General features: G+C 71.4%; 14 protein-coding genes and 1 riboswitch. Of the genes, 5 read left to right on the forward strand and 9 right to left on the reverse strand.

Features of this window, described 5'->3' with window-relative positions; translation table 11 throughout:
* The first annotated feature begins 41 nt into the window (after window positions 1–41).
* Window positions 42–1361: a D-alanyl-D-alanine carboxypeptidase gene (locus MQE23_RS17120; RefSeq protein WP_020273774.1), complete on the forward strand. Its 1320-nt coding sequence runs from the start codon at window positions 42–44 to the stop codon at window positions 1359–1361.
* Here the strand turns inward: MQE23_RS17120 and MQE23_RS17125 are convergent.
* From MQE23_RS17125 to MQE23_RS17140, 4 genes are read right to left on the reverse strand one after another with little or no spacing between them, the layout of a single operon-like run.
* Window positions 1309–2235: a YihY/virulence factor BrkB family protein gene (locus MQE23_RS17125; RefSeq protein WP_243379527.1), complete on the reverse strand. Its 927-nt coding sequence runs from the start codon at window positions 2233–2235 to the stop codon at window positions 1309–1311. The genes MQE23_RS17120 and MQE23_RS17125 overlap by 53 nt on opposite strands.
* Window positions 2223–2675 carry a GtrA family protein gene (locus MQE23_RS17130; protein WP_020273775.1) on the reverse strand — a complete coding sequence of 151 codons (453 nt, stop codon included), beginning with the start codon at window positions 2673–2675 and terminating at the stop codon, window positions 2223–2225. The genes MQE23_RS17125 and MQE23_RS17130 overlap by 13 nt, the downstream gene beginning before the upstream one ends.
* Window positions 2672–3616 (reverse strand): decaprenyl-phosphate phosphoribosyltransferase, encoded by a 945-nt coding sequence (locus MQE23_RS17135; protein WP_243379528.1) that lies wholly within the window; start codon window positions 3614–3616, stop codon window positions 2672–2674. The genes MQE23_RS17130 and MQE23_RS17135 overlap by 4 nt, the downstream gene beginning before the upstream one ends.
* The gene (locus MQE23_RS17140; protein WP_243379529.1) at window positions 3609–4130 is read right to left on the reverse strand and encodes a phosphatase PAP2 family protein; all 522 of its coding nucleotides are present in this window, start codon (window positions 4128–4130) and stop codon (window positions 3609–3611) included. The genes MQE23_RS17135 and MQE23_RS17140 overlap by 8 nt, the downstream gene beginning before the upstream one ends.
* Window positions 4131–4263: 133 nt before the next feature.
* Here MQE23_RS17140 and MQE23_RS17145 point away from each other — a divergent pair, with 133 nt between their 5' ends.
* Together MQE23_RS17145 and MQE23_RS17150 are read left to right on the forward strand one after the other, a co-directional pair.
* Complete coding sequence (locus MQE23_RS17145; RefSeq protein ID WP_020273778.1) at window positions 4264–5646, forward strand: FAD-binding oxidoreductase; 1383 nt, start codon at window positions 4264–4266, stop codon at window positions 5644–5646.
* 19 nt (window positions 5647–5665) lie between these two features.
* Entirely contained in the window at window positions 5666–6421 is a 756-nt protein-coding gene (locus MQE23_RS17150; protein ID WP_020273779.1) for a decaprenylphospho-beta-D-erythro-pentofuranosid-2-ulose 2-reductase, read from the forward strand.
* A 12-nt stretch (window positions 6422–6433) separates the two neighbouring features.
* Here the strand turns inward: MQE23_RS17150 and MQE23_RS17155 are convergent, their stop codons facing one another.
* From MQE23_RS17155 to MQE23_RS17175, 5 genes are all read right to left on the reverse strand, one after another.
* Entirely contained in the window at window positions 6434–7012 is a 579-nt protein-coding gene (locus MQE23_RS17155) for a 2'-5' RNA ligase family protein (RefSeq protein WP_020273780.1), read from the reverse strand.
* 141 nt (window positions 7013–7153) lie between these two features.
* Window positions 7154–8167, reverse strand: coding sequence for a tryptophan--tRNA ligase (gene trpS, locus MQE23_RS17160; RefSeq protein WP_037670272.1), 1014 nt, complete (start codon window positions 8165–8167; stop codon window positions 7154–7156).
* Between the two features lie 124 nt (window positions 8168–8291).
* Complete coding sequence (locus MQE23_RS17165; RefSeq protein WP_279345149.1) at window positions 8292–9773, reverse strand: glycine hydroxymethyltransferase; 1482 nt, start codon at window positions 9771–9773, stop codon at window positions 8292–8294.
* A riboswitch (ZMP/ZTP riboswitch) is annotated at window positions 9773–9859 on the reverse strand. Its footprint overlaps the gene before it by 1 nt.
* A gap of 111 nt (window positions 9860–9970) precedes the next feature.
* On the reverse strand, window positions 9971–11152 hold the full coding sequence (locus tag MQE23_RS17170) for a glutathionylspermidine synthase family protein (RefSeq protein ID WP_020273783.1): 1182 nt from the start codon (window positions 11150–11152) through the stop codon (window positions 9971–9973).
* 16 nt (window positions 11153–11168) lie between these two features.
* A complete protein-coding gene (locus MQE23_RS17175) occupies window positions 11169–11528 on the reverse strand; it encodes a hypothetical protein (protein WP_037670274.1) in 360 nt (119 codons plus the stop codon).
* 141 nt (window positions 11529–11669) lie between these two features.
* On the opposite strand from MQE23_RS17175, the gene MQE23_RS17180 reads away from it, so the two are divergent.
* A complete protein-coding gene (locus MQE23_RS17180) occupies window positions 11670–12512 on the forward strand; it encodes a DMT family transporter (RefSeq protein WP_020273785.1) in 843 nt (280 codons plus the stop codon).
* Window positions 12513–12681: 169 nt separating this feature from the next.
* Window positions 12682–13260, forward strand: coding sequence for an antibiotic biosynthesis monooxygenase (locus MQE23_RS17185; RefSeq protein WP_037670275.1), 579 nt, complete (start codon window positions 12682–12684; stop codon window positions 13258–13260).
* The last annotated feature ends 24 nt before the right edge of the window (window positions 13261–13284 follow it).

Below are 13284 nucleotides of genomic sequence, written 5' to 3' on the forward strand. Positions count from 1 at the left end.
GAGGCGGGACTTCCCTGCGTACTGCATGTACGTTTCCGGTCGTGCCCGCTCCGAAGAAGACCGCCAGGCGATCCCTGCTGGTCACCTCCGCCGTCCTGTCGTCCCTCGCCCTGGCCGCGCCCGCCGCCGTCGCGGCCCCGAGTCCCTCGGGCAGTCCGTCGGCGAGCCCTTCGGGCAGTCCGTCGGCCACTCCCCCGGCGTCGATGTCGACCGTGGGCGGCGCCCGGCTCGGGCAGCCGGGCACGCAGGTGAACCTCGCGAGCGGCGTGCCGGTGCTGCCGAAGGACGTGAGCGCCCGCTCCTGGATCGTCGCCGACGCCGAGTCGGGTGACGTGCTGGCCGCGCACAACGCGCACTGGCGGCTGGCCCCGGCGAGCACGCTGAAGATGCTGTTCGCGGACACGCTGCTGCCGAAGTTCCCGAGGACGGCCAAGCACAAGGTCGTCCCCTCCGACCTGGCGGGCATCGGCTCGGGCTCCAGCCTGGTCGGGATAAAGGAGGACGAGACCTACACGGTCCACGACCTGTGGCTCGGCGTCTTCCTGCGCTCCGGAAACGACGCCGTGCACGTGCTGTCGGCCATGAACAAGGGCGTCGACAACACCGTCAAGGAGATGAACGAGCACGCCGAGGAGCTTCAGGCCCTCGACACGCACGTCGTCAGCCCGGACGGCTACGACGCCGAGGGGCAGGTCTCGTCGGCGTACGACCTGACGCTGATCGCCCGCTCGGGGCTGCAGAAGAAGGACTTCCGGGAGTACTGCTCGACGGTCAGCGCGAAGTTCCCGGGCCAGACGAAGAAGAACAAGAAGGGCAAGCCGGCCCGCGAGTCCTTCGAGATCCAGAACACCAACCGGCTGCTGAGCGGCGACGCGGGCCTGCCCGTCTACCAGGGCATCGCCGGCGTCAAGAACGGCAACACCACCAACGCCGGTGCCACCTTCACCGGTGTCGCCGAGCGGGACGGCAAGGTGCTGCTGGTGACGGTGATGAATCCGGAGAAGCAGGAGCACAACGAGGTCTACAAGGAGACCGCGCGGCTGTTCGACTGGGGCTTCAAGGCGGCCGGGAAGGTGCAGCCGGTGGGTGAGCTGGTGCCGCCGAAGGGCGCCGCGCAGGCCAGTTCCCAGCCCGGTGCGAACCCCTCCGGGGAGGCCGGCGGCTCCGGGAGCGGCGCGGGCAGCACGGCCGGGACCGGTTCGAAGCCGGTGGCCAGCGGCCCTGCCGCGGACGGCTCCAGCGGCATCGGGATCGCGCTCGGCATCACCGGCGGTGTGCTGGTGCTGCTCGCGGGCGGCGCGTTCCTGGTCAACCGCCGTTGGCCGCTGCCGGATCTGGTGCGCCGCCGGACCCGCCCCTGACCTCCGGGACGTCCGGGAGTTCGTCCTCCTTGCTCTGCGTCGCCGTCCAGGAGGCGCAGAACAGCACCAGCTTCGAGGTGAAGTTGATCCACAGCAGCAGCGCGACGGGCACGCCGAACGCGCCGTACATGCTCTTCGCGGCCACACCCTGCAAGTAGCCGCTGAGCAGCAGCTTCAGCAGCTCGAAGCCGACCGCGCCGGTCAGCGCCGCCACGAACAGGCGGTGGCGCGTGGGCTCCACGCCCGGCAGCAGCGTCAGGACGTAGAGCAGGAGCAGGAAGTCGGCGAGTACGGCGATCAGGAACGCGGCGATGTGCAGCAGGACGCCGCTCCAGCCGCCCTCGTCGATGCCCAGGTGCCGGGTGATCCAGCCGATCATCGCGGAGGCGACGGTGGAGGCGGCGATGGTGACGAGGAGCGCGCCGCCGAGGCCGATCAGGACGCCCGCGTCCTTGACGTAGCGCAGGACCGGGTTCTCCTCGTCGTCGGGCAGTTCCCACACCGCGCGCAGGCACTCGCGCATCGAGCCGGCCCAGCTGATGCCGGTGAAGAGCAGCAGGGCGCCCGCGATGAGGCCGATGGTGCCGGCGTTGTCCACCAGGCCGGCGATGTCCAGCTGGTCGGAGATGCCGGGCACCTGCTCGGCGAGCTTGTCCTGGAGCTTGTCCTGCTGCTCCGTGCTGAGCGTGGCGGCGGCGATGGTGGCGGACACCGTCAGCAGCGGGAACAGCGCGACGAAGCTGGTGAAGGTCATCGCGGCGGCCAGCCGTGTCCACTTCACGCGGTCCAGCCGCTCGTACGACCGCCACGCGTGGGTGATCATCAGCCGCTCCGCCCACGGCCCGATGACCGGGAGCCTTTTCAGCCAGTCCATGATCCGACTCTGCCCTCCGCCCGGAAGACCCATGTACGGGTACCCCAGAACCGGAGGACTGTGGCCAACGCCATACCGACGACCGCGCCGGAGACGGTGTCCGCGCGCTGCGAGGTGAGTCCGAGGCCGTAGTGGCTGACGGCCAGGCACAGCAGTTGTACGGCGGCGCCGGCGAGGTTCACCAGGAAGAACGCGGCGTACGGGCGCAGGCCGCTGATCCGCCTGTCCCGGTAGGTGCCGAGGGCGTTGCCCGCGTAGGCGACCGAGCAGGCCGCCACGAAGGACAGGGCCTTGGCGGTGAGCGGGCCGAGTCCGGCGGGGCCGCGCAGGCAGGTGAACAGGGCCAAGTCGACGGCGTAGGCGAGGAGACCGGCGGCGGCGAAACCCAGGAGCTCCCGGCGGCAGGGGGCCGTGGGGCGCGACCACGCGCGCGTGGTCACCAATTGGCCACCGCCAGGCCGTACATCGCCATCCACACCAGACCGATGAGGGCGAGCGCCCGGTCGCGCAGGACGACGTCCTCGGGTTCGCCGGCCGTGCCGCGGTCGGCGAAGACGGCGTACCGGAGGATCGCGAGGATGAAGGCGACCATGGACAGCTGGCGCCAGGGCAGCACGCTGGTGTGCGGGACGCCGCCCTCCTCCATGGCCCACAGGCAGTAGCCGAGGACGGCGACACCGGCGGCGAGCTGCCAGACGAAGCGGAGATAGCCGGTGGTGTACTCGGTGAGCAACGCGCGCGTGACGCCCTCCTTTCCGGCCATCTGCACGGCTTCGGAGTAGCGCTTGGCCGACACCATGAACAGCGCGCCGAAGCCGGTCGTGATCAGGAACCAGCGCGACAGCGGGATGCCGAGGGCGAGTCCGCCGACCATCGCCCGCATCAGGAAGCCGGTCGTGACGACGGCGAGGTCGACGACGAGGACGTGCTTGAGGCTGACGCAGTAGGCCAGTTGCATGCCGAGGTAGGCGGTCAGCAGGGCGGTGACGGCCGGGGGGCAGAGCCAGGCCGCGGCGGCGGGCGCGAGGACGGCGAGGCCGCCGCCGACGGCGTAGGCGAGGGGTACGGGGACCTGTCCGGCGGCGACCGGGCGGTGCCGCTTGGTGGGGTGGGCGCGGTCGGCGTCGGCGTCGCGGGCGTCGTTGACGAGGTAGACGGCGGCGGCGCAGGCGGTGAAGAGGACGAAGACGAGGGCGAGTCGGGTCAGGGCGTGCCGGGAGAAGAGCTCGCCGGCGGCCGCCGGGGCGGCGACCACCAGGACGTTCTTCACCCACTGTTTGGGTCGCGCGGTCCAAAGCAGACCGGCCAGGAGACCGCCCTTGCGGGGTGGCGCGGGCCGCTCCTCGTGGGTGCGCTGCCGCAGGACGGCCGCCTCAGTCATGGTGGGCCTCTCCCTTCATCCAGCGGGCGCCGAGCCGGGCCGTGAGTGCGCCGAGGGCCGCGCCCGCCGCGACGTCCGAGGGGTAGTGGACGCCGGCCACCAGCCGCGAGACGCACACGGCGGCGGCTAGCGGCGGGACGGCGCGCGCTCCGAGGGCGCCGAAGGCGACGGCGGCGGCAGCGGCGGAAGTGGCGTGCGAGCTGGGGAAGGAGTGCCGCCCGGCGGTGCGCACCAGGGGCTCGACGTGCGGGGGGCGCGGTCGGCGCACGACCCGCTTCACCCCCATGCTGACGAGGTGCGCCCCCGCGGTGAGCGCTGCGCCGCGCAGCCAGGCGCCGCGTCTTGTGCCGTCGACGGCGGCTCCGGCGAGCCCCGCCGCCAGCCACAGCGCCGCGTGTTCCCCCGCCCAGGACAGGGCGCGTGCGGCGCCCGCCACGCGCGGGTCGGTGCCGCACGCCCTGAGCGCCGAAACGATCCGGTGGTCCATGTCGTGCAGGTCGTCGAGGTCGTCCATGTGGACTCACTGTTCACGCCCACATGGCCTGAACTCCGGCAATATTGAGCGACATCCCATTAATCACCCGTTTCGGGGAGGGGCACCATGTTCTCTAACTAAGAGCTCACATGGGGACGATACGGTCACGGACATGTCTGCCGACACCGCTTTCGTCCCGGACGTCTCGGGCCTGGACCACACCACCGTCACCGGCTGGGGCCGCACCGCTCCCACCGCCGCCCGGCTGATCCGCCCGCGGACGTACGAGGAGGCCGTGGCGGCCGTCCGCGACTGCGGGGCCCGCGGCGGGATCCCCCGGGGCCTGGGACGGGCGTACGGGGACGCGGCGCAGAACGCGGGCGGGTCCGTGCTCGACATGACGGGCCTGGACCGCGTCCACGCGATCGACGCCGCCGGCGGCACCGTGCTGTGCGACGCGGGCGTCTCCCTGCACCGGCTGATGGAGGTGCTGCTGCCGCTCGGCTGGTTCGTGCCGGTCACCCCCGGCACGCGCTACGTCACCGTCGGCGGGGCGATCGGCGCCGACATCCACGGCAAGAACCACCACGTCTCGGGCTCCTTCGCGCGCCACGTGCTCGCCCTCGAACTGCTCACCGCCGACGGCGAGATCCGCACGGTGATCCCCGGCACGCCCCTGTTCGACGCCACCGCGGGCGGCATGGGACTGACCGGGGTGATCCTCACCGCGACGATCCGGCTCCAGCCGGTCGAGACCTCGCTGATGTCGGTCGACACCGAACGCGCGGCGGACCTCGACGACCTGATGGCCCGGCTGGCGGCCACCGACCACCGCTACCGCTACTCGGTCGCCTGGATCGACCTGCTGGCCCGGGGCGCCGCCACCGGCCGCGCGGTCCTCACCCGCGGCGACCACGCGCCCCTGGACACCCTCCCCGCCCGTGTGCGCCGGGACCCGCTGTCCTTCCGCACCTCCCGCTTCCCGGCCGCCCCCTCCCTCCTCCCCGAGGGCCTGCTCAGCCGCACGACCGTGGGCCTCTTCAACGAGCTCTGGTATCACAAGGCCCCCCGCGCGCGGTCCGGCCAACTCCAGCGCATCTCCGCCTTCTTCCACCCCCTGGACGGCGTGCCCCACTGGAACCGCGTCTACGGCCGGGGCGGTTTCGTGCAGTACCAGTTCGTCGTCGGCTACGGCCAGGAGGACGCCCTGCGCCGCATCGTGCGCCGTATCTCCGAGCGCCGCTGCCCGTCCTTCCTGGCCGTCCTCAAGCGCTTCGGGGAGTCCGACCCGGGCTGGCTGTCCTTCCCGGTGCCCGGCTGGACGCTGGCGCTGGACATCCCGGCGGGCCTGCCCGGCCTCGGCGCGTTCCTCGACGAACTCGACGAGGAGGTCGCCACCGCCGGCGGCCGCGTCTACCTCGCCAAGGACGCCCGGCTGCGCCCGGAACTGCTCGCGGCCATGTACCCGCGGCTGGACGACTTCCGCGCCCTGCGCGCCGAGCTGGACCCGCACGGGGTGTTCGTGTCCGACCTGGCCCGCCGCCTCCACCTCTGAGCGATCCCTAGGAGCTGTCATGAAGGACGCCTTCGGTCTCCCCCAGTCCCTGCTCGTCCTCGGCGGTACGTCGGAGATCGCGCTGGCCACCGCCCGCCGGCTGATCGCCCGCCGCACCCGCACGGTCTGGCTGGCCGGCCGCCCGTCGCCCGCCCTGGAGGAGGCCGCCGGGCAGCTGCGCGGGCTCGGGGCCGACGTGCACACCGTCGCCTTCGACGCGCTCGACCCGACCTCCCACGAGGCCGTGCTCGGCAAGGTCTTCGCCGAGGGCGACATCGACATGGTGCTGCTCGCCTTCGGCCTCCTCGGCGACCAGGCCCGCGACGAGCGGGACCCGGAGGCGGCGGTACGGGTCGCGCAGACCAACTACACCGGCGCGGTCTCGGCGGGCCTGGTGTGCGCCCGCTCACTCCAGTCCCAGGGGCACGGCTCGCTGGTCGTGATGTCCTCCGTCGCGGGCGAGCGGGCCCGCCGCGCGAACTTCATCTACGGCTCCAGCAAGGCCGGACTCGACGCCTTCGCGCAGGGCCTGGGCGACGCGCTGCACGGCACGGGCGTGCACGTCATGGTCGTACGCCCCGGATTCGTGCGGACGCGGATGACCGCCGGGCTGCCCGAGGCGCCGCTGGCGACCACGCCCGAGGCGGTGGCGACGGCCGTCGAGCTGGGGCTGCGGCGCCGCTCGGAGACGGTGTGGGTGCCGGGGGCGCTGCGCGTGGTGATGGCGGCGCTGCGGCACCTGCCGCGCGGGTTGTTCCGGCGGCTGCCGATCTGATCTACGGGCGGATCACCAGGTCGGGACCGAGCCGCGCTCCACGTGCCCGGCCTGGGGCGGGACGACCGAACCGCCGAAGGGGAACTCGCGCAGCTTGCGCCAGACGCCGTCGGCGCCCTGTTCGTAGAGGGCAAAGCCGGTGCACGGCCACTCGGCCTCGTAGTCGGCGAGTTCCTCGAAGGCGCGGTCCATCGCCGCCTCCTCGATGCCGTGGGCCACCGTGACGTGGGGGTGGTACGGGAACTGCAGTTCCCGTACGACCGGCCCGGCGGGGTCGCGGACCTGCTCCTGGAGCCGCGTGCAGGCCTCCGCTCCCGCGACGACCCGGACGAAGACGACCGGGGACAGGGGCCGGAAGGTCCCGGTCCCCGACAGCCGCATCGGGAAGGGCCGGCCGGCCGCGGCGACCTCGGTCAGATGCGCCTCGACGGCCGGCAGGGCGGACTCGTCGATCTCCGTCGGCGGCAGCAGGGTGACGTGCGTGGGAATGCCGTGAGCCGCGGCGTCGCCGAAGCCCGCGCGCAGCTGCTGAAGCCGGCTGCCGTGAGGCTCCGGGACCGCGATCGAGACACCGATCGTTACGGTCCCCACGTCGTCTCCTGTCGTTAAGTTTGCGGGTCGCTGATACGACCACCCGGTTATCGACTGTACGGCCACGACCCGGTTACGGGCAGGCGCAACCGAAGTGATGTACAGCGCTGTTCGGTGGTACGGCTGTGCGCGGGAGCGGGTTCAGTGCTTGGCGGGCAGGAAGCCGACCTTGTCGTACGCCTGGGCGAGGGTCTCCGCGGCGACGGCGCGGGCCTTCTCGGCGCCCTTGGCGAGGATCGAGTCGAGCGTCTCCGGGTCGTCCAGGTACTGCTGGGTCCGCTCCCGGAACGGCGTGACGAAGTCGACCATGATCTCGGCGAGGTCCGTCTTGAGCGCGCCGTACATCTTGCCGGTGTACTTCTCCTCCAGCTCACCGATGGTCTCGCCGGTGAGGGTCGAGTAGATCGTGAGGAGGTTGCTGACGCCCGGCTTGTTCTCGGCGTCGTAGCGGATCACCGTGTCCGTGTCGGTGACCGCGCTCTTGACCTTCTTCGCGGTGGCCTTCGGCTCGTCAAGGAGGTTGATGAGGCCCTTCGGCGTGGACGCCGACTTGCTCATCTTGATCGACGGGTCCTGAAGGTCGTAGATCTTCGCCGTCTCCCGGAGGATGTACGGCTTCGGGACGGTGAACGTCTGGCCGAAACGGCCGTTGAAGCGCTCGGCGAGGTCGCGGGTGAGCTCGACGTGCTGGCGCTGGTCCTCGCCGACCGGGACCTCGTGCGCCTGGTAGAGCAGGATGTCCGCGACCTGGAGGATCGGGTACGTGAACAGGCCGACGGAGGCGCGCTCGGCGCCCTGCTTGGCGGCCTTGTCCTTGAACTGGGTCATCCGGCTCGCCTCGCCGAAGCCGGTGAGGCAGTTCATGACCCACGCGAGCTGGGCGTGCTCGGGGACGTGGCTCTGGACGAAGAGCGTGCAGCGGTCCGGGTCAAGACCCGCGGCGAGCAGCTGGGCGGCGGCCAGGCGCGTGTTCGCACGCAGGTCCTTCGGGTCCTGCGGGATGGTGATCGCGTGCAGGTCGACGACCATGTAGAACGCGTCGTGGGTCTCCTGCAGGGCCACCCACTGGCGGACGGCGCCGAGGTAGTTGCCGAGGTGGAACGAGCCGGCGGTGGGCTGGATACCGGAGAGCACGCGGGGTCGGTCAGAGGCCATGTTGCTTATTGTCTCAGAGGGCCGCGGGTGGTTTCGGCGGGTGGGGAACCGCGGACCCTTGTGGCTGGTCGCGCCCCGCGGCGGAGCCGCAAATCGATGCGGCCCCGCGCCCCTTACGAGGCCTTCAGCCGAGGTCGATTTCCGGGTACAGGGGGAAGCCGGCGACCAGGTCGGTCGCCCGGTGGGAGATCTCGTCGGCGATCTTCGCGTCGAGGACGTGGGCCGCCTTGGAGGGGGCGCCCGACTTGGTCGTGCCCGGCTCCGTGGTGGTGAGGACACGGTCGATCAGGCCGGCGACCTCGTCCATCTCCGCCGTACCCAGGCCGCGGGTGGTCAGGGCCGGGGTGCCGATGCGGATGCCGGAGGTGTACCAGGCGCCGTTCGGGTCGGCGGGGATGGCGTTGCGGTTGGTGACGATGCCCGAGTCGAGCAGCGCGGCCTCGGCCTGGCGGCCGGTGAGGCCGTAGGAGGAGGCGACGTCGATCAGGTTCAGGTGGTTGTCCGTGCCGCCGGTCACGAGGGTCGCGCCGCGGCGCATCAGGCCTTCGGCGAGCGCCCGGGAGTTGTCGACGATGCGCTGGGCGTAGTCGCGGAAGGACTCCTGGCGGGCCTCCGCGAGGGCGACGGCCTTGGCGGCCATGACGTGCGGGAGCGGGCCGCCGAGGACCATCGGGCAGCCGCGGTCGACCTGGTCCTTCAGGGAGTCGTCGCACAGGACCATGCCGCCGCGCGGGCCGCGCAGCGACTTGTGGGTGGTCGTCGTCACGATCTGGGCGTGCGGGACCGGGTCGAAGTCGCCGGTCAGGACCTTGCCCGCGACCAGGCCGGCGAAGTGCGCCATGTCGACCATGAGCGTCGCGCCGACCTCGTCGGCGATCTCGCGCATGATCCGGAAGTTCACCAGGCGGGGGTAGGCCGAGTAGCCCGCGACGATGATCAGCGGCTTGAACTCGCGGGCCGAGGTGCGCAGGGCCTCGTAGTCGATGAGGCCGGTGGCCGGGTCCGTGCCGTAGGAGCGCTGGTCGAACATCTTGCCGGAGATGTTCGGGCGGAAGCCGTGGGTGAGGTGGCCGCCGGCGTCCAGGGACATGCCGAGCATGCGCTGGTTGCCGAAGGCGCGGCGCAGCTCCGCCCAGTCGGCCTCGGAGAGGTCGTTGACCTGGCGGGCTCCGGCCTTCTCCAGGGCCGGGACCTCGACGCGCTGGGCGAGGACCGACCAGAAGGCGACGAGGTTGGCGTCGATGCCGGAGTGCGGCTGGACGTAGGCGTGGCGGGCGCCGAAGAGCTCCTTGGCGTGCTCGGCGGCGAGGGACTCGACGGTGTCGACGTTGCGGCAGCCGGCGTAGAAGCGGCGGCCGATGGTGCCCTCGGCGTACTTGTCGCTGAACCAGTTGCCCATCGCCAGCAGCGTGGCCGGGGAGGCGTAGTTCTCCGAGGCGATCAGCTTGAGCATCTCGCGCTGGTCGGCGACCTCCTGGCCGATGGCGTCGGCTACGCGCGGCTCGACGGCGCGGATGACGTCGAGGGCGGCGCGGTAGGCGGTGGAAGCGGTGGAGAGGGGCTCGGCTGGCATGTGGGACCTCCGGACGTTGCGTTCAGCGTTCACGGTACGGCCCAGGCGCACGGCTCTGTCTGCTCGGGCCGCTCCCCGATGGTTTTGTCCATCCCAGCGCGCCAGTCACGGCCCGGCGATCAGCCTACCGGCTGGGTCGGGGAAGCGTCTGCCGGGTTGGTGAGCGTTGCCGGGTGCGGGGTGCGTTGTGGCTGGTCGCGCAGTTCCCCGCGCCCCTGAAAAGCAGGTCGCTAAAGGATCACGTGGGGCAGGAAGCGGGCGTACTCGTCCGTGATCAGGCCCGAGGACTCCCGGATGCCCAGGCCCGCCGACTCGTTCTCGACCACCCACGCGCCCAGGACCACGCGGTTGCCGTCGAAGTCGGGCAGGGGGGCCAGTTGCTGGTAGCAGCAGGGCTCGTCGCGGAGGACGGGGTCCGTGCCGGGCTCGTGGATCGTGACGCCGGCTCCCTCCCGGCCCAGGAGGGGCTTGGCGACCCAGCCCTTGGCGGGCAGGTCCCGGGGGCCGTCCAGGTAGGCCGGGAGGAGGTTGGGGTGGCCGGGGTGCAACTCCCAGAGGACGGCCAGGAGCGCCTTGTTGCTGAGGAGCATTTTCCAGGCCGGCTCGATCCAGAGGGTCGTGCCCGTGCCGCCGCCGTTGTCGAGGGTGTCCAGGACGTGGCCGGCGAAGCGGTCGGTGGTGAGCCACTCCCAGGGGTAGAGCTTGAAGATGCTGCGGATGAAGCGGAGGCGGTTGTCGACGAAGCGGCCGGAGAGGCGGTCCCAGCCGATCTCCTCCATGGAGATCCAGTCGGTGTCCAGGCCTGCCTGCTCGGCGGTTTCCTTGAGGTAGGCGACCGTCATCAGGTCCTCGCCGAGTTCGTCGGCGGAGGAGTACGCGAAGTACAGGGGACTGCCCGGCGGGAGCAGGGCGGCCTGTTTCCGCCAGGCGTCGATCAGGCGTTCGTGGAGGGAGTTCCACTGGTCGGCGCCGGGGAAGCGGTCCTCCATCCAGAACCACTGGGGGGACGCGGCCTCCACCAGTGAGGTGGGGGTGTCGGCGTTGTACTCCAGGAGCTTGGCCGGGCCGGTGCCGTCGTAGCGGAGGTCGAAGCGGCCGTAGACGGAGGGGAGTTCGGCGCGGCGGTGCCAGGACTCGGCGACCGTGCGGGCCACGCGGGGGTCGGTGATGCCCAGGTCCGCGAAACGTTCCTGCGTGACGATGTGGTCGGCCGCCGCCAGGCACATGCGGTGGAGCTCCTCGACGACCTCTTCCAGGGCCTCGATCTCCGGGAGGGTGAAGGTGTAGTAGGCGCTTTCGTCCCAGTAGGGACGCAGGGAGCCGTCGGGGTAGCGGGTGAGGGGGTAGATCAGGCCCTGTTCCTCGACGGTCTGCTGCCAGGCGGGGCGGGGGGTGATGGTGCGGCGTTCCATGTGCGTACGACCCCGGTCAGCCGCCGCCGCTGCCGGAGCCCGAGCAGCCGAAGCCGCCCCGGTCGACGGCCTCGCTGCGGCTGAAGGTGCCGTTGTCGGCGTAGCGGCCGCTGACGTCGGCGTCGTAGTACCAGTCGGCGTCCGTGGTGCCGGTCTTGCCGGTCTTCTTGCGGCCCTTGCCGTACGAGGAGGACGAGGAGCCCGACTTGCAGTTCTTGTCGGCGACGATCTTGTAGCCGTTGATGTAGTCGTAGCTGTCCCGGTCCACGCAGCGGCGGTCCGGGTCGGAGCCGCACGCGGACAGGGCCGCCGCGAGGACACCCATGCCGCCCAGCACCACCGTGCTCGAGCGCAGTCGTCGCCGTGTTTCAGCCATGGGCGTGTCTCCCCGTGTCCCCGTGTACTGCGTGTCCCTGTCATGTACTGCCGAGCGGTCAGCCTAGAGACCGGTGTGAACGGGCCTGCATGACCCCCCGGCTCACGCCCCCTCCCCTACTGTCGTTTTGTGATCTTTGGAATGGTGTGCGCCCTTGGTGCGGCGGTCTGCTTCGGTACGGCGACAGTGCTGCAGGCGATGGCCGCGCGGGCGGTGGCGAGCGGCCCGGGCGGGGACGTGGCGCTGTTGTGGCGGGCGCTGCGGCAGTGGCGGTATCTGGCCGGGCTCGGGATGGACGGGCTCGGTTTCCTGCTCCAGATCGTCGCACTGCGGTCGGTGCCGATCTACGCCGTGGGGGCGGCGCTGGCCGCGAGCCTCGCGGTGACGGCCGTGGTGGCGGCGCGGCTGCTCAAGGTGCGGCTGAGCCGCGTGGAGTGGGCGGCGGTGGGGGTCGTGTGCGCCGGGCTCGCGCTGCTGGGGCTGGCGTCCGGCGCGGAGGGCGACGAGGGCGGGCCGGTCTGGCTGAAGTGGGCGATGCTCGCGGCGGCGGGCGGGGTGCTGCTGCTCGGGGCGGTGGGCGGGCGACTGCCGGAGCGGGGGCGGGCGCTGGCGCTCGGAATGGGTGCCGGGCTCGGATTCGGGGTGGTGGAGGTGGCGGTGCGGCTCATCGACGGGCTGACGCCCGGTGCGCTCCTCACGAACCCTGCGGTGTACGCGCTGCTGCTCGGCGGCGGGGCCGCGTTCCTGTTGCTGACCTCCGCCCTCCAGCGCGGGTCGGTGACCACGGCGACCGCCGGGCTGGTGCTCGGGGAGACCGTCGCGCCCGCGCTGATCGGCGTGGTGTGGCTCGGCGACCGTACGCGGCCCGGGCTGGGCTGGCTGGCGGTGTTCGGTTTCGCGGTGGCGGTGGCCGGGGCGCTGGCGCTGTCGCGGTTCGGGGAGGCGCCGGTCGAGCAGGAGGAGAGCGCGGTCACGCCTGGGTGATCCGGGGGCTGGCGCCCAGGTGATCCGGGGCTCGCGCCCAGGTGATCGAGGCTCACGCCGACGCGCTCCGAGGTGTTTCCCACCTGCCGAAAAGCTTCACTTTCCGGACGATCGGAAAATTGTTTGTTGAATCTTGAACGCGGGTGAACCGCTTTCCGTATGGGACGGCGTGACCAGTAATCCCGTCACGGTCACCGTGGCCTATCGCGTGACGCCGGGCCGTGCGGCCGACTTCCACTCCTGGGGGTGGGCCATGCTGGGCGCGACCGCGCGGCAACCGGGGTTTCTGGGGGGTGGGGTACTTGTCGACGGAGGGGCGGAGTGGCATGTCGTCTATCGCTTCGCCAGCGAGGGTTCGGCCCTGGCCTGGGAGAAATCACCTTCCCGGGCACAGTGGGACGCCCGGCTGGAGGGACTTGCCCAGGAGGCGGCGCGCAGGCGGGTGCGGGGGGCCCGGGCCTGGTTCGAGGCGCAGACTCTGACACCCGCGCCGCCGGCTCCGCCGTCGAAATGGAAACTGTGGTTCGTGAATATGAGCGCGGTTTTTCCCCCGGTGCTCCTGTTCAACCTGACGGTGCTTCCCTATCTCGGTGACCTCAATGCGCTGATCCGCACGTTGTTGTTATGCCTGTGCGTGACGGCCCTTGTCACCTGGATTCTCATGCCGCGGCTCCAGCGTTTCTTCAGGAAATGGCTGTACCCGTCGCTCCAGGCGCTCCGCGGACGGCACAAACGCCGGGCCACGTAGGCCCGCGAACGAACAGAGGGAGGT

The organism is Streptomyces sp. HP-A2021 (assembly GCF_022807935.1).
Classification (GTDB): Bacteria; Actinomycetota; Actinomycetes; order Streptomycetales; family Streptomycetaceae; genus Streptomyces; species Streptomyces afghaniensis.

Bases quoted from the DNA above. Each gene is read 5' to 3' on its own strand.
- MQE23_RS17125 (WP_243379527.1), bottom strand. From the start codon at position 2,235: ATGGACTGGCTGAAAAGGCTCCCGGTCATCGGGCCGTGGGCGGAGCGG.
- MQE23_RS17135 (WP_243379528.1), bottom strand. From the start codon at position 3,616: ATGACTGAGGCGGCCGTCCTGCGGCAGCGCACCCACGAGGAGCGGCCC.
- MQE23_RS17140 (WP_243379529.1), bottom strand. From the start codon at position 4,130: ATGGACGACCTCGACGACCTGCACGACATGGACCACCGGATCGTTTCG.
- MQE23_RS17145 (WP_020273778.1), top strand. From the start codon at position 4,264: ATGTCTGCCGACACCGCTTTCGTCCCGGACGTCTCGGGCCTGGACCAC.
- MQE23_RS17150 (WP_020273779.1), top strand. From the start codon at position 5,666: ATGAAGGACGCCTTCGGTCTCCCCCAGTCCCTGCTCGTCCTCGGCGGT.
- trpS (WP_037670272.1), bottom strand. From the start codon at position 8,167: ATGGCCTCTGACCGACCCCGCGTGCTCTCCGGTATCCAGCCCACCGCC.
- MQE23_RS17170 (WP_020273783.1), bottom strand. From the start codon at position 11,152: ATGGAACGCCGCACCATCACCCCCCGCCCCGCCTGGCAGCAGACCGTC.
- MQE23_RS17175 (WP_037670274.1), bottom strand. From the start codon at position 11,528: ATGGCTGAAACACGGCGACGACTGCGCTCGAGCACGGTGGTGCTGGGC.
- MQE23_RS17180 (WP_020273785.1), top strand. From the start codon at position 11,670: ATGGTGTGCGCCCTTGGTGCGGCGGTCTGCTTCGGTACGGCGACAGTG.